The organism is Nocardia suismassiliense (assembly GCF_900269665.1).
GTDB classification, from domain to species: Bacteria; Actinomycetota; Actinomycetes; order Mycobacteriales; family Mycobacteriaceae; genus Nocardia; species Nocardia suismassiliense.
Genome location: NZ_LT985361.1, coordinates 2,408,330 through 2,428,627 on the forward strand (window position 1 = coordinate 2,408,330; position 20,298 = coordinate 2,428,627).

The 20,298-nt window shown below is 66.0% G+C and carries 20 protein-coding genes; 12 read left to right on the top strand and 8 right to left on the bottom strand.

Annotated features, from left to right (window positions below; all coding sequences use genetic code 11):
* Positions 1-2 precede the first annotated feature (2 nt).
* The 6 genes from DBO33_RS10725 to DBO33_RS10750 form a co-directional block, all read right to left on the bottom strand.
* On the bottom strand, positions 3-440 hold the full coding sequence (locus DBO33_RS10725; protein ID WP_107654889.1) for an ESX secretion-associated protein EspG: 438 nt from the start codon (positions 438-440) through the stop codon (positions 3-5).
* Between the two features lie 156 nt (positions 441-596).
* Complete coding sequence (locus DBO33_RS10730; RefSeq protein WP_107654890.1) at positions 597-1,808, bottom strand: hypothetical protein; 1,212 nt, start codon at positions 1,806-1,808, stop codon at positions 597-599.
* On the bottom strand, positions 1,805-2,284 hold the full coding sequence (locus DBO33_RS10735) for a hypothetical protein (RefSeq protein WP_234390777.1): 480 nt from the start codon (positions 2,282-2,284) through the stop codon (positions 1,805-1,807). The genes DBO33_RS10730 and DBO33_RS10735 overlap by 4 nt, the downstream gene beginning before the upstream one ends.
* A 39-nt stretch (positions 2,285-2,323) precedes the next feature.
* Complete coding sequence (locus DBO33_RS10740) at positions 2,324-2,905, bottom strand: DUF3558 domain-containing protein (RefSeq protein ID WP_107654891.1); 582 nt, start codon at positions 2,903-2,905, stop codon at positions 2,324-2,326.
* 228 nt (positions 2,906-3,133) lie between these two features.
* Complete coding sequence (locus DBO33_RS10745; protein ID WP_107654892.1) at positions 3,134-3,340, bottom strand: DUF397 domain-containing protein; 207 nt, start codon at positions 3,338-3,340, stop codon at positions 3,134-3,136.
* The gene (locus DBO33_RS10750) at positions 3,337-4,272 is read right to left on the bottom strand and encodes a helix-turn-helix domain-containing protein (RefSeq protein ID WP_234390778.1); all 936 of its coding nucleotides are present in this window, start codon (positions 4,270-4,272) and stop codon (positions 3,337-3,339) included. Before DBO33_RS10750 ends, DBO33_RS10745 begins: the two co-directional genes overlap by 4 nt.
* A 201-nt stretch (positions 4,273-4,473) precedes the next feature.
* Between DBO33_RS10750 and DBO33_RS10755 the strand changes: the two genes are divergently transcribed.
* The 6 genes from DBO33_RS10755 to DBO33_RS10780 all read left to right on the top strand — a co-directional run bounded on the left by DBO33_RS10755 (position 4,474) and on the right by DBO33_RS10780 (position 10,072).
* Positions 4,474-4,932: a DNA-directed RNA polymerase subunit beta gene (locus tag DBO33_RS10755; protein ID WP_107654894.1), complete on the top strand. Its 459-nt coding sequence runs from the start codon at positions 4,474-4,476 to the stop codon at positions 4,930-4,932.
* Between the two features lie 153 nt (positions 4,933-5,085).
* Positions 5,086-5,511, top strand: a complete 426-nt coding sequence (locus DBO33_RS10760) for a DUF4254 domain-containing protein (RefSeq protein ID WP_199856580.1) — start codon at positions 5,086-5,088, stop codon at positions 5,509-5,511.
* A 170-nt stretch (positions 5,512-5,681) separates the two neighbouring features.
* Positions 5,682-6,821 carry a DUF3558 family protein gene (locus DBO33_RS10765; protein ID WP_159080202.1) on the top strand — a complete coding sequence of 380 codons (1,140 nt, stop codon included), beginning with the start codon at positions 5,682-5,684 and terminating at the stop codon, positions 6,819-6,821.
* A gap of 185 nt (positions 6,822-7,006) precedes the next feature.
* Positions 7,007-8,038: a heat-inducible transcriptional repressor HrcA gene (gene hrcA / locus DBO33_RS10770; RefSeq protein WP_107660156.1), complete on the top strand. Its 1,032-nt coding sequence runs from the start codon at positions 7,007-7,009 to the stop codon at positions 8,036-8,038.
* A 141-nt stretch (positions 8,039-8,179) separates the two neighbouring features.
* On the top strand, positions 8,180-9,331 hold the full coding sequence (gene dnaJ / locus DBO33_RS10775) for a molecular chaperone DnaJ (RefSeq protein ID WP_107654897.1): 1,152 nt from the start codon (positions 8,180-8,182) through the stop codon (positions 9,329-9,331).
* Positions 9,332-10,072, top strand: a complete 741-nt coding sequence (locus tag DBO33_RS10780) for a 16S rRNA (uracil(1498)-N(3))-methyltransferase (RefSeq protein WP_107654898.1) — start codon at positions 9,332-9,334, stop codon at positions 10,070-10,072.
* A gap of 9 nt (positions 10,073-10,081) precedes the next feature.
* Here the strand turns inward: DBO33_RS10780 and DBO33_RS10785 are convergent, their stop codons facing one another.
* Positions 10,082-11,299, bottom strand: a complete 1,218-nt coding sequence (locus DBO33_RS10785) for an MFS transporter (RefSeq protein WP_107654899.1) — start codon at positions 11,297-11,299, stop codon at positions 10,082-10,084.
* Between the two features lie 141 nt (positions 11,300-11,440).
* Here DBO33_RS10785 and DBO33_RS10790 point away from each other — a divergent pair, with 141 nt between their 5' ends.
* The 6 genes from DBO33_RS10790 to era all read left to right on the top strand — a co-directional run bounded on the left by DBO33_RS10790 (position 11,441) and on the right by era (position 16,876).
* Entirely contained in the window at positions 11,441-12,376 is a 936-nt protein-coding gene (locus DBO33_RS10790; protein WP_107654900.1) for a LysR family transcriptional regulator, read from the top strand.
* A gap of 129 nt (positions 12,377-12,505) precedes the next feature.
* On the top strand, positions 12,506-13,597 hold the full coding sequence (locus tag DBO33_RS10795) for a PhoH family protein (RefSeq protein WP_407670608.1): 1,092 nt from the start codon (positions 12,506-12,508) through the stop codon (positions 13,595-13,597).
* Positions 13,598-13,682: 85 nt separating this feature from the next.
* Positions 13,683-14,237: an rRNA maturation RNase YbeY gene (gene ybeY / locus DBO33_RS10800; RefSeq protein WP_014982750.1), complete on the top strand. Its 555-nt coding sequence runs from the start codon at positions 13,683-13,685 to the stop codon at positions 14,235-14,237.
* On the top strand, positions 14,234-15,592 hold the full coding sequence (locus tag DBO33_RS10805; protein ID WP_107654901.1) for a hemolysin family protein: 1,359 nt from the start codon (positions 14,234-14,236) through the stop codon (positions 15,590-15,592). The genes ybeY and DBO33_RS10805 overlap by 4 nt, the downstream gene beginning before the upstream one ends.
* Positions 15,589-15,966: a cytidine/deoxycytidylate deaminase family protein gene (locus DBO33_RS10810; RefSeq protein WP_107654902.1), complete on the top strand. Its 378-nt coding sequence runs from the start codon at positions 15,589-15,591 to the stop codon at positions 15,964-15,966. Before DBO33_RS10805 ends, DBO33_RS10810 begins: the two co-directional genes overlap by 4 nt.
* Complete coding sequence (era, locus tag DBO33_RS10815) at positions 15,959-16,876, top strand: GTPase Era (protein ID WP_107654903.1); 918 nt, start codon at positions 15,959-15,961, stop codon at positions 16,874-16,876. Before DBO33_RS10810 ends, era begins: the two co-directional genes overlap by 8 nt.
* A gap of 34 nt (positions 16,877-16,910) precedes the next feature.
* Here the strand turns inward: era and DBO33_RS10820 are convergent, their stop codons facing one another.
* Positions 16,911-20,015, bottom strand: a complete 3,105-nt coding sequence (locus DBO33_RS10820) for an NACHT domain-containing protein (RefSeq protein ID WP_159080203.1) — start codon at positions 20,013-20,015, stop codon at positions 16,911-16,913.
* Positions 20,016-20,298 lie beyond the last annotated feature (283 nt).

A 20,298-nucleotide genomic window follows, 5' to 3' on the forward strand; every position in this document is an offset into this window, starting at 1 on the left:
CGTCAGATGGGAATAGGGGGCGGGGCGGGGAGGGCCTGGACGGTGCGTGCGGCAAGGCTTTCCGGGCGGAACATGCGGACGCGAATCGGGCCGTGCTCGGTAGCGGTGCCCGCCTGCATCAAGGTGACGGCGTGATAGGCGTTGCGGGCACCGATGATTCGGTACTCGCGTAGGTCATCTCGGCCGGTGCTCTTCTTGTGTTTGCTTGTGCCGCCGAGGATTTCGATCCGCACGTCGGACGTGCCCAAGGTATGCAGCGCTAGCTGGATCTCCTCCAGCTCGTCGGCGGTATAGCGGTCGCGGACGGCGTGCCGGTGTGCCGCGAACTCGTCACGCAATGCGAACCGGCTCGTGTAGCGCAGCGGGCCGGGGAACCGATCATGGGCATCGGAATACCAGAGTGCAGCGAAATCATCTGGTTCCCAAGTCCATTCAGTCATCTCGGTCCGATCTTCTCTGTGCTCGTTCTGTCGTGAGTGTCGTGAGCGGCCGCTCGCACCACCGAACTGCTCTCGGCGAGTACCGCCACGCGAACTGGACAAGGCGGCGACGAGACGCGAGGTTCCGCCGTCCCGTTCAGTGCGGTGTCGTGGGGTCTAAGTGGTGTTGTCGCCGCCGATTACGCCGCCGGGAATCGTTCTCGGGAGCTCGCCGAGCAGTTCGTCGGTGTTCTCCTGGGTGATCAGATAGTCGGGGATCTTGTGTTCGGAGTCGTCCTCGGACTGACCACCGCGCGCGCCCATGCCCGGAGCGCCCATGCCGGGGGTACCGCTCGCGCCACGGGTGGCGGCCGCGGCTGCTGCCGCCGGGGTGGACGTGGTGCCGGGAACGGCGGGACTGCCGGAGATGCTGCGGCCGGGTTGCGGGGTCTTCGAACTAGGCGAACCCGGACTGCTGGGGCTGCCGGTTCTGCTGGGACTGCCGGGACTACTCGGGGAGTAAGGCGTCCCGGTGCCCGTCGGCGCGGTCTTCGCCGGATCGGTGGAGCTGGGATTGCTCGGTGTCGGCGTGGTCGTCGGGTTGCTGCCGGCCGGTGTGGTCTGAGTGCCTGCCGGGTTCGTCGAGGCAGGTGTGGTCTGCTCAGCCTTCGGGTTGTCCGCCGACTTCGGGTCCTGGGTCGACGGCTCGTCCGGCTTGCCATCGCCATCTTTGTCGCCGGGAACGGTGGAGTTGTTCGAAGCCGGGTCGGTGGTAGTCGACGTGGGTTGGTTCGGCTGACCGCCGGTGCCGTCCTGGCTCTGGTACCCGCCGGGTGGCGGGGCAGGGATGTCGACGGCCTTGGTCGGACTGGTCGGCGTGGGTAGCACCGGAATCTTGCCGTCCATTTGGCTGAACGGTTGCACGTAGTGCTCGTTCATCGCGACCCGAGCCTTTTGCGTCTCTTCGTTCTGGTCGCGCTGCAGGTCCCAGCGGTGCGGTGGCCATGCCCACGAGGTCCATGTGACGACCACGGGATCCGGAATTGCCTTCTTGGTGTTGACAATTGCGGTGGCGGCGTCGCGGACACGGGTGTGCAACTCGGCCAGCGCGGGGGTCAACTGCTGGGCGTCAGTGGTGTAGCTCTGAATCGATTCCTTCGACTTGTCGGCAGCTGGGCCGGACCAAGCTTGGTCGATCGACTTCTGGATCGAGCGGGCGAAGGTTTCCACCCCCTGTTCCCAGAGTTGGTGCACCTGCCAGTACTTCTCCGCCTGATTGATTGCGTCGGTGGTATCGAGGGGCTCGAAGGCATCCTTGATGTCCGGGTGTTCCCAGCTGTCGGTGTGCTCGCCGCCGCCGGGGATTCGTGTCGGCTCGTATCCACTCATCGGCCGGTCCCATCAGGCAGCAGATAGGGACCAGCCGGCAGCTGAGCGGGCGGCCGCTGAGGCAGAGTTTCGTTCAGTCGATTGAACTCGCTGGCAAAGCTACTGTCTGCCTGCATCATTCGTTCCCTGACCACTCGATGGACTTCCTGAATGTCCTCGGCGATCTTGTAATGCATCTCCATGATCGCAAACACGCTGTTGCCGTCCTTGGCGCCGTTCGCCTTCTCCTTGAACCGTTCGACAAGCGTGCTTCCCGACACCATCTGTTGGTTTGTCTCGCCGAGACCCCACGTCGACTGCCTCGAGACGCCATCCATGATCCGTTGAATGTTCTGGATAGCGTCTTTGAAGTATTGGCAATCGCGGTCGATGTAGACGAAGTCTTCTGGCTTCAACTCGATGGCCAGTCGCCCCTCCCGCGCCTCGTTGAGGATGTTAGCCATCGGCCGCACCTGTGGATTGCCATCGTCGCTCATGTCGTTCCTTCCCTCCCAACGAGTCCGATCAAGGAGCGGTCATACAGTGGTAGGCATTGTGGGCACAACCTTCTCGGCCAATGCTCGGGTGAGTTGGCAGGTGTCGATACTGCCGGTGTTCTTGCGAGATGGCGGATTGCTCAGGTTGAACTCGAGGCTGCCACCTTTCATCTCCACGTTCAGCGTGCACGCGGCATCGGGATGGTCATCCACTTGCCGTGACTGGATTGCCCGACGGCCACTGACAGTAGATTCTCGGGCGTCACGGAAGTTCTTGTCGCGCACCATATCGACGGTGAGATTCGTCGTCTGGATTGTTGCCGCGTATCCATCCGTTTGGATCCAGGCGCAACCACGCCATTTGACTCCACCTGAGGCGTTGGAATCATCCTTGTCTTTGCCGCGAAGGTTCTCCGAGTCCAGCACAGTTTGCGGTATCGCTGTGCAGGGGTCGTAGCCGCCAGGTACGTTGGCAGTAAGCCCAGGTTTGGAGTCGGAAGGGGTGCTCCCGCTGCTTGTTGGAGTGTCGCCCCCACCGTTAGAGGGTCCACATCCCGCCAACACAAACACGGCACCAAGAACGAGACCGGACACCTTCCACGAGAGAAACCTGCTCGTCATCGGATCCTTCGCCCGCCGGTGCTCGAATCGATCGCGCGGGACCGGACCGGCTTCTCCGCCCCCCGCTTCAGCTCATGCTGACGCTACCGATGGGTCTACCTGCGTGCAAGCGAGTCGCGTCGCAGGTCGGCACCCGTCGGAGGCGGGTCGGTCAGTACTGCCCGAGGTCGGGCCCGGGACCTCGCACAGAGCGAAGTCCCGGCCCCAGCTCACATCCTCGGCACACCCTTACCGCAGATCGAACACTCCACCGGCAACACCGGCGATGAAGACCCCCCACTCACCGGAGCTGAAAACAAGCGCAGCCCCGTTCGGATTCTTCGAGTCACGAACGCCGACCTCTTCGCCGCCGAGAAAGGCGACCTCGACGCAGTCCTGACTGGGGCTGCTGTAACTGCTCTTGAACCAGCAGGCTGTCGACAGATCTGTTCTCACTTCGCGTACTCCTTCGCGATCTGGTGGATGAGCGTACGACTGCGGGACTCATCCAATGCAGAACGTCGCAAGTCGATACATGCCTGCTGATACTGCTGCACCTCGTCGGTCTTCTCGAGGTAGAGCGCTCCGGTGTGGCCCTGCAGGTAGACAACAGGCGGCTCGGTCAGATGTGCCGTTGGGTGCCTTGGGAATTCGAGCAGCACGAACGGCCCTACCGCCAAGCCGCCGTACGCCTCCGCACTGAGCGGAACCACCCGCACGCAGACGTTCGGCAGCTCGCCGACTCGAGCGAGATGGTGGAGCTGATCAATCATCACCTCCGGACCACTGATGGCCCGACGCAGGACGCATTCGTCCACGATGGCGTCGACGGTCAACGGATTTTCGGCTTCGGTCAGCCGCACCTTGCGCCGAGTGAACAGTTCGATCCGCTGTTCGACTTCCTCGGTGGGCATGGTGGGTGAATCCACCCCGATCATCGCCCGCCGATATTCTTCGGTCTGCAGCAACCCCGGCAGCAGCACCGTCTGATACGAAACAACCCTCTTCGCAGCCTCTTCCAACCCGACGAACAAATCGAAATGCTTCGGCACGGCATCCCCGAACGCATGCCACCATCCGATGCGATGCGATTCTTCCGCCAATCCGAGCAGCATCGTCGTCACGTCCTCGGGTGCACCGTGCACCTCGCACAACCGCTGGATGAACAACGGATTCAACCGCACGGGTTGCCCGGTCTCCATCCGCCACAGTGTTTGTTTGCCAACGCCTATCGCCAGGCGCGCGATTTCCGCGCTGACGCCTGAATTCTCCCGGAGTTCGCGCAGCTGACGTGCCAGCATGCGCCGAGGGAGGGTGGATCCGGTGGGGGTCACGGCAATTCCCTTTCGTAGCCTCACTATTGGCCAGGTATGCAACTGGAACCGCATGGACGGGAATCCTTGGAACCTTGCGAATTTTCCCCTGGTTCCACTACTGGGAACGTTCCCGCCGATCATTTCCGGTGCTCTACTGAACGCGCGCCCCGGTCCGTGTCATCGAATACTTGAAACCCTATCGGCGAGAGCGGGTTCAGGTCCACTCGGAACCGGGGGCACCAACCGATCGATCGAGGTGAATCGAGGTGCGATATGCATGACCCAACGTTCAGAGACACCCCTTTTTCGCGCTGTGCCTATTACCGCCGCACCTGCGGGCTACCCGCCGGAATCCAACCGGAAGCAGGCCGGATCATCGTCAAGGTCGGCCTGGTCGGCGCGATCACCATGCCCGCCCGGCTCGGCCAGCGCGTCCGGGACGACATGCTGTTCCGCGGCTGCCCGGTCGGCCCGATATTGGCCCATATCCGTTCCCGCCGTTGGACTTTCCTGTGTCGGCCCGACGTGCCCGATGACACCCGTCTCTTCACCGAACTATTCCGGCTCGACGTCGCCATCGTGCCGTTCGGCGGTGAGATCGCCCTTCCGTCCCCAGCGGATTCGCACACCCCGTCTCGGGCCTGGGTCGTGCTGCCGCGGGACACCTTCCGCCCGTCCTGCGCGGTCATCATCGACTACCTGCGCGCCTGCACCAAGAGGCCTGCCCGTTGACTGCGCAGCCCACGAAAATCCCAGCGCCCCAAACACACTGCGTGCGAACACCGCACCCATTGTTGGATCCTCACACCCCTTCTGTGAGCCGCACACGGTGCAGCTTCTACAAAGGGTGTGCAATACAGCCCACGCACCGGGGGAGGTAATCGCGTGAATGGTTCGTTGCCGACGAGAAGCCAAGTGCTGCGCGCATGCCGCGGCGAGCACACCGTCGACCATCCGTTGTTACGCGCGGTTCGGGAGTTGACCGCGCTGCACGAACACCGGCTGTCCATCCCGCACGAATCCGCCTGCCATATAGACGAATATCGTGCCCGGGAAGTCCGTGCCATTGATCGCTGGGTCACCGCGCACCTCCCCGTCGCACACGGCGGTGCCTATGTGCACACCGAAACCCTCGGCGCGATCCTCGATCGCCTCGCTCGGCTCACCGCGAGTGCCTACGCGTCCCTGGCCGGCGAATCCGAGTGGGAGCTCTGGTTCGCCTGGGAACGCCTCGCCGAACTAGCGGTCGGCTACGAGGACCTGATCACCGAACTGACTGCGGGCCGCCGCCGTCTGCCTACGGGGCGCTGATCATGAGTTTTGTTCGTGTGACGTGTTTTCCGACACTGATTAGGTCACGATTCACCGGGTATTCGAGAACCGATAAGGGAGCCGCCGCAATTGGGTTAACCTGCCGTGGATCGTTCGATAAGCCGAGGGAGTTGCCGTTGATCTCAGGCGGCAGACGGGGCTGGGCGGCCATGGCAGCACTGGCCACGGTCGTCCTCATGGTGTGCGCGTGCGGCACCATCTCCACCGAGGCGAAGGTGCGCCCCAGCGCCGAACCCACCGCCCCGAAAGCAGCGAAAGCGCAGGCGGGAACGCCGGGTTCGCAAGAACTGGCCGCCATCGCGCCCGGCACGGCCGACCTCATGGCACGCATCCGCGCCACCGATCCGTGCGCACTGCTGAATCGCGAATTCGCTGAGCGCTTAGGCCTTTTCCAGCGTTACGACCGCAGCCCCGGATTGGAACGTGGCGGCGGTTGGACCGGCTGCGGATTGATACTCGATGCCCCCGATGATGCTTATTATTCGTTCAATCTGGAACTGGACAAGCTCTACACCTCGTCTCAGCGGGCGGCGGACCGGACCGAGCAGGTCAACGGCCGCACCGTGTACCGCAGCGCGAGCAGCGACGACAGACCCGAGGCGTACGGCTGCGACTACCGAATCCCCGCCGGGGACACCGGATTCGCGCACCATCTGAGCGTCGCCAAGATGACCGGGCCGACGAAAACGCCGGTGCCATGGTCCCAGCCCTGCCAGTTCGTCAGGGAATACCTCGCCGCGACGATCGACGGCCTCACGGCTTTGCCGCCCCATGTCATCGACGAACCTGCCGGACGTTCACTGCGACAGCGCAACCCGTGCGGGGCCACCTCGCAGATCGCTGCCCAGTTCACCGGCTGGCAGCTGACCTCGGTCGGCTGGACCAAGGCCTACAAGTGCGCGATCACCCTCGTTCAGACCGGCGGCGCCCACCGCGCCACCGTCGAGGTCTCCTTCGATCAGAGCAACGAGCAGATGGTCAAGACCGGCGAGGTCAACCGCCTGCCCTCCGGCCTCGACGGGGGACAGGCCATCCAGTACGCGCGCCACACGAATGTCGAGGGACTTACCGGCACCGAACTCCGCACGGTCCAGTCCACCGATCCCACGCGGGAAAACTCCACCTGTGCAATCACCCTGAATTACCGCCGCGCCGACCCACCCACCGCCAGCAACGCGCACCTCCTGCGCGTCTCGGTCAACCTCGCCCCGGCCACCCCACCCTTCCCCTTCGATGCCTGCACCCAGGTCGTGCAAGTCGCGCCCACGGTCCTGCGCGCGATCCCGTGACCCGAACGCCCACCGGCTTCACCGCAGTTCAGCCCTCCACCGGTGGCGCGCAAGCGGCGATTCGGGTATAGGCAATTAGACTGGTTAACCAGACGGACCGGGATTCGCAGGAAGTTGTGCGATGTGCGGGTTCGCCGATGGCCTACGGCGGCGTACCCGAAGACGGAAGCGAGGAGGTGGGGCCGATGTCGAGCACCGAGGACAGGCGGTTCGAGGTCCTGCGCGCGATCGTCGCGGATTATGTCGCGACCAAGGAGCCGATCGGGTCGAAGAGCCTGGTGGAACGGCACAATCTGGGTGTCTCCAGTGCAACAGTGCGCAACGACATGGCGGTGTTGGAGGCCGAGGGCTACATCACGCAGCCACACACCAGTTCCGGGCGCATCCCCACCGACAAGGGCTACCGGCAGTTCGTGGATCGCATCGCCGAGGTGAAGCCGCTGTCCGGGGCGGAGCGACGGGCGATCATGGAGTTCCTGGAGTCGGGGGTCGACCTCGACGACGTGCTCCGTCGCGGCGTGCGACTGCTGGCCCAGCTGACCAGGCAGGTCGCGGTCGTCCAGTATCCGTCGGTGTCCGCGTCGACGGTGCGGCACATCGAAGTTGTCGCGTTGAATCCCGCGCGCCTGCTGCTCGTGGTGATCACCGACACCGGCCGCGTCGACCAGCGACTCGTCGAGCTCGGCGCGCTGATCAACGACGATGACCTGGCCGCACTGCGCGGCATGCTCGGCGGCGCGATGGACGGCAAGCGGCTGGCCGCGGCGTCGGCGGCGGTGGCCGAACTGCCCGAGCAGGCGCCGCCGCGGTTGCGCGATGTGCTGATCCGGGTGTCGACGGTGCTGGTGGAGACGCTGGTGGAGCATCCGGAGGAACGGCTGGTGCTCGGCGGCACTGCCAACCTGACCCGCAACGCTGCCGACTTCGGGTTCCCCGGCTCGCTGCGTGACGTGCTGGAGGCGCTGGAGGAGCAGGTCATCGTGCTCAAACTGCTGGCCGCCGCGCAGCAGCCCGGCACCGTGACGGTGCGCATCGGCGAGGAGACCCAGGTCGAGCAGATGCGCGGTACCTCGGTGGTGTCGACCGGCTACGGCACGTCGGGGGCGATCCTCGGCGGCATGGGTGTGCTCGGCCCCACTCGGATGGACTATCCGGGCACCATCGCCTCGGTCGCGGCCGTTGCCCGCTACATCGGTGAGGTCCTCGCCGAACGCTGACGGCTCCGATGCCGCTGATACGCTCGTAGTTCCGGCCGGATAAAGTTGAGTGCATCCGACTAATGCTGTCGATCAGCATGCGGTTGGAGCGGTGAAGCACCGTCGGCACTGTCGAGAACGACCAAGGACTAGAGAACTCAAGTGGCACGGGACTACTACGGACTGCTCGGCGTCGCGAAGAACGCGACCGACCAGGAGATCAAGCGCGCCTATCGCAAGCTGGCGCGGGAGCTCCATCCCGACATCAACCCCGATGAGACGGCGCAGGCCAGGTTCAAGGAAGTGTCTGCCGCCTACGAGGTGCTGTCGGATCCGGAGAAGCGACGCATCGTCGACCTCGGCGGCGACCCGCTGGAGTCCGGTGGTGGCGGTGGCGGGTTCTCGGGCGCCGGTTTCGGCGGCCTCGGGGACGTGTTCGAGGCGTTCTTCGGCGGCATGAACGCCTCGGGTGGCGCGCGCAAGCCGCGTGGCCGGGTGCAGCCCGGCGCGGACTCGCTGCTGCGGACCCGGCTCAGCCTGGCCGAATGCGCCGTCGGCGTGACCAAGCATCTCACCGTGGACACCGCGATCCTCTGCGACGTGTGCACCGGCGCGGGCACCAACGGCAAATCCAAGCCGGTGCGCTGCGAAACGTGTGGCGGCGCAGGCGAAGTGCAGTCCGTGCAGCGATCTTTCCTCGGCCAGGTGCTGACCTCGCGCCCCTGCCCGACCTGCCGCGGCGCCGGCGAGACCATCCCCGATCCGTGCCACAAGTGTGGCGGCGACGGCCGGGTGCGCGCCCGTCGCGAGATCGCCGCGCCGATCCCGGCCGGTGTCGCGAACGGCATGCGGGTGCGGCTCGCCGCGCAGGGCGAGGTGGGTCCCGGTGGCGGGCACGCCGGTGACCTGTACGTCGAGATCGTCGAGCAGCCGCACGACGTCTTCGTCCGCGACGGCGACGACCTGCACTGCACCATCCGCGTGCCGATGGTCGACGCCGCGCTGGGCACCACCGTGGTGATCGACACCATCCTGGACGGCCCCACCGAGCTGACCATCGCGCCGGGCACCCAGCCGGGCGAGGTCTCGGTGCTGCGCGGCCACGGCATGCCGCGGCTGCGGTCCGGCGCGCGTGGCGACCTGCTCGCGCACCTGGACATCGTGATCCCCGCCAAGCTGGACAGCAAGCAGACCGACCTGCTGCGCAAGTACAAGGGCATGCGCCCGAGCGAGCGCGCCGAGGTCATGTCCACCCAGTCCGAGCACAACAGCGGCCTGTTCGCCAGGCTGCGGGCCTCGTTCAGCGGACGATAATTGGCCGCGACGGTCTTCTACCTCGACGAGGTGCCCGAGCCGGGCGCCGTCGCCGTGCTCGACGGCCCGGAGGGCAGGCATGCCGCCACGGTGCGCCGCATCCGGGTCGGCGAGCCGATCACCCTGTCGGACGGGCGCGGCGTGCTCGCCGAATCGGAAGTCGTTGCGGCGCAGCGTGACCGGCTGGACCTGCGGGTTTTGAATCGTACTGTCGCGCAAGCTGTCTCGCCGCGCGTGACGGTCGTGCAAGCGCTACCGAAGTCGGACCGCTCGGAGCTGGCCGTCGAGCTGATGACCGAGGCGGGCGCCGACACCATCGTCCCGTGGCGGGCCGCCCGGTGCATCGCGAACTGGGAAGGCAAGGCGGGCAAGGCCGTTGACAAATGGCGCGCCGCCGCACGCTCGGCCGCCCGGCAATCTCGCCGCGCCTATATCCCCGAGGTCGCCGATCTGCATCGCACTCGCGACCTCCTCGAGCTGATCCGTAAAGCCAAGGCGGACGGTGCAATCGTCGCCGCGCTGCACGAATCCGGCGCAGGCCGTTTCACCGAACTCTCTTTCGCGGACGTGCCCGAAGTAGTGCTGATCGTCGGACCCGAAGGCGGCCTCGACAACTCCGAGCTGTCTGCACTGTCCGAGGCCGGCGCCGACCTCGTCCTGCTCGGCCCCACCGTGCTTCGCACCTCCACCGCGGCAGCCGTCGCCCTGGGTGCCCTCGGCGCCCTGACGCCTCGCTGGTAGCGAACGACATCAGGCCGCTGCACGGAGGTGCTGAGTCCGAAACGCCAAGGTGGACACCAGGATCAACGCCACCGTCAGCAGACCGGCAACGCACACGACCAGTCCCGCCCACCCGTGGTGGGTATAGGCGATACCCACGGCACCACCGACAACACCGCTGCCCACATAGAACGAGAACAGATACAGCGACGAAGCAGCGCCACGATTCCCGGACGCCAGCACGCCGACCCAAGCACTCGCTACCGTGTGCGCGCCGAAAAAGCCTGCCGTGCACAGGGCCATGCCGAGGATGAGAGTCACCAGGTTGTCGGGCACAGTCAAGACCAATCCCACGCCCATGAGCAGCACCGTGCCGGCGAGCACCCGATGACGGCCGACACGATCGGCGAGCCGCCCGGCAACCGTCGCGACCGCAGTGCCCGCGAAATAGAGCAGAAACACCAAACCCGCTACCGCATCGGGCAATTCGAACGGCGGCTGCGTCAGCCGGTAGCCGAGAAAGTTGTAGAGCGAGACGAAACCACCGACCAGCACCAGCGCCAGCGCGAACAGCGCGAGCAGCCCGCGATGGCGTAGCTGAAGGGCGAGATCGCCCAGCACAGTACGGATTCCGGCGGGCCGGGCGACGAAACCACGCGACGGCGGCAGACTACGGACGAACCACACCGTGCACACCGCGGCGGCTACCGAGATGACCGCCTCGGCCCAGCGCCAGGAGCCGAGACCGAGCACGAACCCCGGAATCACCCGCCCGACCAGCCCGCCCATGCTGGTACCCGCGATATAGACCCCCATCGCGGCCCCGAGCCCCGACGTGCCGATCTCCTCCGCGAGATAGGCCATCGCCACGGCAGGTACCCCGGCCAAGGTGAGCCCTTGCAGCGCTCGCCCGGTCAACAGCACCTCCAGCGACGGGCTGAACGGTAGCAACAGGCCGATCACCGCCGAACTGACCGCGGACGCCATCATCACGCGGGTGCGGCCGATCCGCGAGGACAGCGCGCTCACCGGAATGATCGCCAGCGCGAGAAACGCGGTGGTGAGCGAGACCGCAAGCGCCGCATGGGCCGGGGTCGCGCCGAAGGCGGCGGACAGGCTGGGCAGCAGGGCCTGTGCGCTGTACATCGTCGCGAAGGTGGCCAGCCCCGCCGCGAACAGCGCGGTGGTGATCCGCCGCTCGTGTGCCGTGCGGCCTGCGGCGGCGGGCCCGGTCTTCGTCGAGGTCATGGCTTTCAGGATCGCGAGCGAACCCTTCCGAAGGGAAATGAATAATAATGGTCGAGTTGATGCGCTGAGCGCATATAGGGAGAGCAGCCCATGCCGCTCTCGGCTGTGCTGTGACACGTGTCACCGGAAAGGGTGGGGCCCGTGCTGAGCGAAGACCTCGAATGGTTCATCACGCTCGCCGAACTGGAACGGGTCGGCGCGGCCGCCGAACGCCTGCACCTCGCCCAGCCGACCCTGTCCCGCATGCTCGGCAGACTGGAGCGCAGGCTCGGCGTAGAGCTGTTCGACCGCCGCGGCAAACGCATCATCCTCAACGAGTTCGGCCGCATCTATTACGAACAGGCACGCCGCGCGCAATCCGAACTCGACACCGCAGCCAAGTCCATCGCCGATCTGAACAGTCCCGCCAACGGTGTTGTGCGCCTGTCTTTTCTACATTCCTTCGGCGGCTGGCTCGTCCCGCAACTGGTCGGCGAATTCCGCCGCGGCTCGGCCAGAATCACTTTCGCATTGCGCCAAGGACCCGCCGAAATGGTGGCCACCGATGTGTTCGACGGAACCTCCGATCTCGGTATCGTCTCGCCGCGCCCGAGCGTGGCGGGCATCGGCTGGCGCGGCCTGCTGCGGCAGCGGCTCGCGCTGGCCGTGCCCGCCGATCACCGGCTGGCCGGCCGTAGGCAAGTACGCCTCGCCGAGGTCGCCGACGAGGACTTCATCGCCATGCATTCCGGCTACGGAATGCGCCGTATCGTCGACGAACTGTGTGCCGCAGCCGATCTTCGCCCGCGCATCGCCTTCGAGGCCAGTGATCTTGTCACCGTCGCGGGCCTGGTCGCCGCAGGTCTCGGCGTCGGGGTGCTGCCGGAGGAGGATCTCGGCCCGGCGAGCTCGGCCCGGGTGGCCGCCGCGAAGGTGGACGGACGGCTGGCCGGGCCGGTGCTGATCCCGCTGGCGGACGCGGGTGCCACCCGGGAGGTCGGTGTGGTGTGGTCGGCCGCGACGTCCGCGCCTGGGGCGGCGCGACGCTTTCGTGATTTCGCCGAGGGTTGGGCCGAGCGCCGCGGGGGAATCCCGTGAAGACCCGGTCCCTCCGTTAGCGGCTTATTCACTGGGCGGTGTCGGTGGGGCGCGTTAAACTTTCATCAACACAGCAGCACGTCGAGACCGGAAAGCAGGCTGTAGCCACTTTTGAGAACACAAGGCGAGATCGGCGACCCGACGACATCCGCAACAGGTATCGGCGCCGACGAAACCAGCTCGGGTCCCGCAGCACGCACCGTGCGTTCCAGTATCGAACTCGCTCCCGAATCCGTGTTCCCGTTCCTCGGTTCGGCCGACCAGAACCTGCGTGAACTCGAAGAGCTGCTCGACGCGGACATCCACGTCCGCGGCAACTCCGTCACTCTCACCGGCAAGGCGGCCGATGTCGCCCTCGCCGAGCGGGTGATCGAACAGCTCGTCGCGCTCACCGGCCGGAACCGCGTGGTGACCCCGGAAGCGGTGCGGCACACCGTGTCGATGCTCACCGAGGGCTCCTCCGAGTCCCCGGCCGAGGTGCTCAGCCTGGACATCCTGTCCCGGCGCGGCAAGACCGTGCGGCCCAAGACGCTGAACCAGAAGCGCTACGTCGACGCGATCGACGCCAACACCATCGTGTTCGGCATCGGCCCCGCGGGCACCGGCAAGACGTATCTGGCGATGGCCAAGGCCGTGCAGGCGTTGCAGACCAAGCAGGTCACCCGGATCATCCTCACCCGTCCCGCGGTGGAGGCGGGGGAGCGGCTCGGCTTCCTGCCCGGCACGCTCAACGAGAAGATCGACCCGTACCTGCGCCCGCTCTACGACGCGCTGCACGACATGATGGACCCCGAAGCCATTCCGAAGTTGATGGCGGCCGGTGTCATCGAGGTCGCGCCGCTGGCGTACATGCGTGGCCGCACGCTCAACGACTCGTTCATCGTGCTCGACGAGGCGCAGAACACCACGGCCGAGCAGATGAAGATGTTCCTCACCCGCCTCGGCTTCGGTTCGAAGATCGTGGTGACCGGCGACGTCAGCCAGGTCGACCTGCCGACCGGCGCGCGGTCCGGTCTGCGCGCGGCCAGCGAGATCCTCACCGACATCGACGACATCCACTTCTCGTACCTGACCAGCAGTGACGTGGTCCGGCACCGGCTGGTCGCGGACATCGTCGACGCCTACGACCGCGCCGAGTCGGAGACCAGGCCGCAGGTCGGCCCGCACTATCCGGGCAACCGGGCCCAGCGTCGCGCCGCCAGCCGCGGCGACCGGCGCTGAGCCGCGTGCTCGACCCCGTCCGGCTGACATCCCGCGACGCCGGGTGTCAGCCGGACGGCAGCATGCCGTGACATAGGCTGACCGGGTGAGTATCGAGATCGCCAACGAGTCGGGTATCGACGTACCCGAAGAAGATCTGGTCAGTGTCGCGCGCTTCGTGATCACCCGGATGGATGTGCACCCCGCCGCGGAACTGTCGATGGTGCTCGTCGATCTCGACACCATGGCAGACCTGCACATGCGCTGGATGGACCTACCCGGCCCGACCGACGTGATGTCCTTCCCGATGGACGAACTCGAGCCGGGCGGGCGCCCCGACAGCCCCGAACCGGGCCCGTCCATGCTCGGCGACATCGTGCTGTGCCCCGAGTTCGCCGCGGGCCAAGCCCGCAAGGCCGGCCACTCGCTCGACCACGAACTCGCGCTGCTCACCGTGCACGGCGTGCTCCACCTGCTCGGCTACGACCACGCCGAGCCGGAGGAGGAGAAGGAGATGTTCGCGCTGCAGGCCCGACTGCTCGAAGAGTGGTACGAGAGCCTGCGCGAAGCACAGCGGCGGGCCGAACTAGCCGCCCGCGACGCCAGGCTGCTGGGGAAGGCGGGCTTCACCACACCTGGTGACGCATTAGGACCCGCGTGAGTTCGCTGACCCTGATAACTTTTGCCGTCCTGCTCGTCCCGGTCGGCGGCGTATTCGCGGGCGTCGACTCGGCATTGAACACCATCTCGCCGGCCCGCGTCGACGATATGGTGCGGGCCGATCGGCCCGGCGCCGTACGGCTCAGCAAGATCGTCGCCGACCGCGCCCGCTACGTGAATCTCATGGTGCTGCTGCGCATTCTGTGCGAAATCGGCGCTACCGTGCTGCTCGCCGCAGCGTTGATCGCGGTCTGGGAAGACAATTGGGCGCTGCTGGTCACCGCCGCGGTGATGGTGCTGGTGTCCTATGTGGTGATCGGGGTCGGCCCCCGTACCCTCGGCCGCCAGCACGCCTACTCGATCGCCTTGGCCGCCGCACTGCCGTTGCAGTTCATCGGCGCGCTGCTCGGCCCGCTCAGCCGGGTGCTCATCCTGCTCGGTAACGCGATCACGCCGGGTAAGGGCTTCCGCAACGGCCCCTTCGCCTCCGAGATCGAGCTGCGCGAAGTGGTCGAGATGGCCAGCGAGCGCGGCGTGGTGGCCGACGACGAACGCCGAATGATCCAGTCCGTCTTCGAACTCGGCGACACCGCCGCCCGCGCGGTGATGGTGCCGCGTACCGAGATGGTCTGGATCGAAGCGGACAAGACTGCGGCACAGGCGATGTCGCTCGCGGTGCGATCCGGGCACTCGCGTATTCCGGTGATCGGCGAGAACGTCGACGACATCCTCGGCGTGGTGTACCTGAAAGACCTTGTGCCCTATGCGGAACGGAGTCGCAAGGTGCGGGTGCGCGACGTGATGCGCCCGGCCGTGTTCATGCCCGACTCCAAACCGCTGGACAGCCTGCTCGACGAGATGCAGCGCAGGCGCAACCACATGGCGCTGCTGGTCGACGAGTACGGCGGCATCGCCGGGCTGGTGACCATCGAAGACGTGCTCGAGGAGATCGTCGGCGAGATCGCCGACGAGTACGACACCGACGAGACGCCGCCCATCGAAGACCTCGGCGACGGCCGCTACCGGGTTTCGGCGCGCCTGCCGATCGAAGACCTCGGCGATCTGTACGGGCTCGACATCGAGGAAGAAGACGTCGACACGGTCGGCGGGTTGATGGCGCACGAGCTCGGCCGGGTGCCGCTGCCCGGGTCGAAGGTCGTGGTGCACGGGTTGATGTTGCGTGGCGAGGGCGGCGCGGACACCCGAGGGCGGGTGCGGGTGCACACCGTGGTGGTGCGCAAGGTGACGGACAAGGCGCAGAACGCCGACGGCGAACAGCCGAACGGCACACACAAGGGCAATGGATCGGATCGGGAAGTCCCGGCCGGTCGACACGAGGACGGAGACACCGAATGACCGAATTGGATCCCGAGGACAACAAGTTACTGGTGCTGGCGCGCGGCGCGCTGGGCCGCACCGGCGGCGCCAGCGGCGCGGCGATCCGCGACACCGACGGACGCACCTACGCGGCGGGCGAGGTGAGCCTGACGGCGCTGCGGCTGACCGCGCTGCAGTCGGCGGTCGCGGCCGCGATCTCCAGTGGCGCAGAGGGATTCGAGGCGGCCGTGGTGGTCGGCGGACGGTTGTCCGATTACGGGGTCACGGCGGTGCGCGAAGTGTCGCCCGAAGCCAAGATCATCTTCACCGACCGTGACGGTGCGGTATTCGAGATCGTCGACGACTCGCAGCTCGCCGTCGACGCGGAGTCGGCCGAGGTGCACGGTGGCTGACGGCCAGGGTAACGCCGAATTCCGTTCCGGCTTCGTCTGTTTCGTCGGCCGCCCGAACACCGGCAAGTCGACGCTGACCAATGCCCTGGTCGGCCAGAAGATCGCGATCACCTCCTCGCGCCCGCAGACCACCCGGCACACCATCCGCGGCATCGTGCACCGCGACCACGCCCAGCTCATCCTGGTCGACACCCCCGGCCTGCACCGCCCGCGCACCCTGCTCGGCCAGCGGCTGAACGACCTTGTGCGCGATACGTATTCGGAAGTCGACGTGATCACGCTGTGCGTGCCCGCCGACGAGAAGATCGGTCCCGGCGACAAGTGGATCGTGTCGCAGATCAAGCAGATGGCGCCCAAGACCACCGTGCTCGGCGTGGTCACCAAGATCGACAAGGTGAGCCGGGACCAGATCGCCGAACAACTGCTCGCGCTGTCGAAACTGCTCGGCCCCGACGCCGACGTGGTGCCGGTGTCTGCCGTCAAGGGCGAGCAGATCGAGGTGCTCGTAGACGTCATCGCCTCGAAAATGCCGGAGGGGCCTGCGTTCTACCCCGATGGTGAGCTCACCGACGAGCCGGAGGAGACCCTCATGGCCGAGCTCATTCGTGAGGCGGCGCTGGAAGGTGTCCGGGACGAACTGCCGCACTCGTTGGCGGTGGTGATCGAGGAGATCCTGCCGTACGAGGAGCGGGAGGACATGCTCGATGTGCATGCCATTTTGTATGTGGAGCGTCCCAGTCAGAAGTCGATCATCATCGGTAAGGGTGGGGCTCGGCTCAAAGAGGTCGGGACGAATGCTCGCCAGCAGATCGAGCATATTCTCGGGACGCGGATCTATTTGAACCTGCATGTGAAGGTCGCCAAGGATTGGCAGCGGGATCCGAAGCAGTTGGGGAAGCTGGGGTTCTAGGAGTCGGGCGACGACACGGTGCCGCCCTTCGGCATCACCGCTCCCGTCGTCGCCGCGGCATGGTCGTCACGATCAATCGCCGGGGTGCCTTCGGCTGTGGGATGGCGGCCAGATCGACCCTGCGGCCATCGATCCCGGCACAGTCCCGCAGCGAAATCGTCTCCAGCAGTGGGAAATCGCCGAAGGACGTGAGGTCATCCGGCAGTGTGACCGCAGCCAGCTCCAATGAGCGGAGCTGGGGCAGTGTGGCGGTCAGTGCGGGCAGCTCGTCGACGAGATCACAGTCGGCCAGCGTCAGCCGTTCGAGGTGCAACGCTCCGCCGACTGTGCTGAGTGCGGCGGGTGCGCCCTCGCCGCTGAGACTGAGCTCGCGCAGATCCACGAGGCAGGTCAGGTCGTATTCCGCCGGAACCGGCTCGAGGCCGAGCGATCGCAGCTGAACCGGTAGCGATGCCGTGGTCAACTGCGGCAGCGACTTCCAGCCCACCAGCTGAAGGCGGCGCAGGCCGGTGCATGCTGCCAGCCCGTCCAAGCCGGTGAGCACTGCCTGATGGTCATTGGTGGCCAGCACCAGCTCGCGGAGGTAGCCGAGGTCGCGCGCCGCGGCAAGCGCTCGCAGGTCGTTGGCTCCGGTCAGCCGGAACAACGAGAGAGAAGGGACTGCCGGTAGTCCGTCGGCTGCCAGTGTGCCGATGCTCGAAGGGAATTCGACGATCAAGGATCGAAGGTTGTCGAGCGCAACGGTGGGCTTCCACTGGCGCGGACGAAACAGCCAGAGATCGAGACCGGGCTCCGGCGGGAAGCTGGCGAGTACTTCATCGGCGTATTCGGTCGGGTCGTAGTAGTCCCAGGTGGCGATCAGCTCCTGCCGTATTTCTTCGCGCGTGTCCTCGGTGTAGCCGCCCAGCAACCGCAATGAGGCGGGGCCACCGATGAGTGCTGCCGTCCGCACCGTCGTCATCGCGCTCACGTCGGGAACGTCCTCGAGATTCTTCGGCAGATATCGCAGCAACGGCTCGCCGACCGCAACCAGCGAAGCGGCCTCGTCGAGGTCCTGCGGCGGGACGAGCCCGGCGATCGTCTCGTCCAGCCGCTGGGCCAGTTCGCCCGAGAGTGACTCGATCGTTTCCCAGCACGACGCGGCCAGCAGCCGCAGGTGTCGCTCGTTACGGTCGTCGTCGGTCGCGCGGTCGAGCAGGCCGGTGATCAGCTCCCCGCGCTGGCTGCTGTTGGCGTGGCCGGCCGCCATGATGACCGTGTCGTGCCATACGTCCAGGTGAGCGCGTCCGACGAGATTGCCGATGCGATCTTGCGCGGCGGCCTCCGCTGCCGCGAGGTATTCCTGAAAAGTTCGGTGCACGAAGTCGATTCGGCCGTCGGCAGGGGATCTCAGGATGCCCGATCGATTGAGCAGATAGTCCAATACGTCCCGCGGATCGACCTCCAGATGGCGCATCGACGCGATCTTCGTGGTCACATATTCTGCGGCCCTGTCGATGTCGACTTCGTTGAGATTGTTGTCCGACAAACGCCAGGCCAGATCGCGAAGCACGGTGACCTTGTCGGTCAAGCTGAGCGAAGCCCCCTGCGCACTGGGGATATGCCGCTCCGCATCGCGCCGCTGCACCAGGAGATCGACCGCGATCTGATACAGCTCCATGCGATTGCGCGGGAGCTGTCGCTTACGCCTCAGGTGCAGCGAGCAGAGCATCGCGGCAAGAAGCGGGTTGGCGGCCAACGCCTGCAGATGCGGGCGATCCCGGATACTGGCGATCAGGGCACGTTCGTAGTCGGGTAGTTCCGTCGGTGCGCACGGCAGACGCTGACCACTCTCGCCGACAGCTTGATGCCATTGGCGGATGAAGGCATTCAGGTCCGACTGCGTCATTCGTTCGAGCTCGACCGGTGTGAAATCGGTGCTTTCGAGCCAATCGTGTTGGGCAGCGGCCGGTCTGGAGGTAACGACCATTCTGGTCAGCGGGTAGGCGTTGAGTAGCAGATTGATCCACTGCCGGACCTTGTCGCGATCTGTGGGAACGAGTTCGTCCACGCCGTCGACCAGCAACAGGATCTGGCCGCTCGCCAGTTGACGATCGACCCAGGCCTCGGGCATGTGGCTCGTCAGCGGTCCCGCCGCGTCATCGAGCAGCTCATGCAGCTTGGGCAGCTCGCGAGCGGTGTAGCTGCGCAGCCTGAGCAGCACGGGAACCAGCCCATTCCAGGCGGCGAGGTCGCCGGTGAACGTCGCACGGGCGGCGGTGACCGCCAGCCAGCGCAGCAGCGTTGTCTTGCCCGATCCGGCTTCGCCACGGAGCAGGATTCGCAGCTTTCGGCTCAATGCGGCTTCGACTCGTCCGCCGCCGAGTCCTTGTTCGTCGGCCTGGCGCCTGTCACCGAACCACAAGTAATTCTGGCCGACCACTCGCAGACTGACATAAGCAACGGAAAGTTTTGTCCGCAAAGGCTGTTCGACCGCGAAGCTGAACAGCTCCACCTCGTCCAGGGTCCGGCTGATCAGCTCCAGATACTCGCGGCGAAAGGCCGCGTCCTGGTCGCTGCCGTCCGGTGCGTACAGCGAGCGCTTGGGCAGTCGTTCGAGGACCTGCTCGACCTCTGCGCCCAATCTGTCTACGCGCCTGAGCAACTCGGGCACTGCCCGCTCGACGAACACCGGCAGGTGCCGAACTATCTGGACATAACAGTCGCAACATTCCGCGACGAGCTGGTCGTACAACGCTGTTCCCGCCGCACTGAGCCAAGTCGGCGATTGCACGGTTTCGCGCATCCGCCGAGCCAGCTGCGCCGGATCGGCATTCGACGCGAAGATCGCGGCATCGGACAGATCGGCCTGCTCGAAAGTGTGCACCACCGCCTCGACGACCGCCGTGTGCTCACCCTCATCCATCCCGCGGAACTCATGGGCGAGCATGGGTTCGAGCCGCTCGGCCACCGCATCCGCGATCTGCTCGAACTGTCGCTTGACGCTGCGCTGCGGGCGAAAGCCAGGAATGTGGCGCCGAATCAGTTCGTCCATCTCGGAACGCCGTGCTTGGTCGCTTTGCTGTTTCGCCAGCAGCAACTGCGCCGCCCGCCCCACCAGCGCGGTACCGAGCCTGACCGCAACGAGTTCCGCGCTCATGTGCCCCCTGTCGCAAGGATGCGCTGTCCGATCCACCTCGTAGCCCTCGATGATGCCACCGCCATCCGACACCTCGAGCAAACTGCTGATAATCGGGCCAGGCCCGTTCTTTCGCCACCCAGACGGCAGACGATGGGCACACTGGCCACGACCGAATCGGCGGTCGGTCACCCGTCGCGCCGCTCGAGTGTTCGCGCACCACCCTTCCTAGGTTCGTTGGACGGACCGAAACGTGTCGCCCAGGCCGGTCGGCCGCCACTCTGGAGGCGTATTCCGCCGACGC

Excerpts from the sequence above, each read along its gene's own strand:
- DBO33_RS10755 (WP_107654894.1), top strand. The coding sequence starts at position 4,474 with ATGCATGACCCAACGTTCAGAGACACCCCTTTTTCGCGCTGTGCCTAT.
- DBO33_RS10810 (WP_107654902.1), top strand. The coding sequence starts at position 15,589 with ATGACCGAATTGGATCCCGAGGACAACAAGTTACTGGTGCTGGCGCGC.
- DBO33_RS10765 (WP_159080202.1), top strand. The coding sequence starts at position 5,682 with ATGGCAGCACTGGCCACGGTCGTCCTCATGGTGTGCGCGTGCGGCACC.
- DBO33_RS10740 (WP_107654891.1), bottom strand. The coding sequence starts at position 2,905 with ATGACGAGCAGGTTTCTCTCGTGGAAGGTGTCCGGTCTCGTTCTTGGT.
- hrcA (WP_107660156.1), top strand. The coding sequence starts at position 7,007 with ATGTCGAGCACCGAGGACAGGCGGTTCGAGGTCCTGCGCGCGATCGTC.
- DBO33_RS10785 (WP_107654899.1), bottom strand. The coding sequence starts at position 11,299 with ATGACCTCGACGAAGACCGGGCCCGCCGCCGCAGGCCGCACGGCACAC.
- DBO33_RS10730 (WP_107654890.1), bottom strand. The coding sequence starts at position 1,808 with ATGAGTGGATACGAGCCGACACGAATCCCCGGCGGCGGCGAGCACACC.
- DBO33_RS10750 (WP_234390778.1), bottom strand. The coding sequence starts at position 4,272 with ATGCGGTTCCAGTTGCATACCTGGCCAATAGTGAGGCTACGAAAGGGA.
- DBO33_RS10735 (WP_234390777.1), bottom strand. The coding sequence starts at position 2,284 with ATGAGCGACGATGGCAATCCACAGGTGCGGCCGATGGCTAACATCCTC.
- DBO33_RS10820 (WP_159080203.1), bottom strand. The coding sequence starts at position 20,015 with ATGAGCGCGGAACTCGTTGCGGTCAGGCTCGGTACCGCGCTGGTGGGG.
- DBO33_RS10725 (WP_107654889.1), bottom strand. The coding sequence starts at position 440 with ATGACTGAATGGACTTGGGAACCAGATGATTTCGCTGCACTCTGGTAT.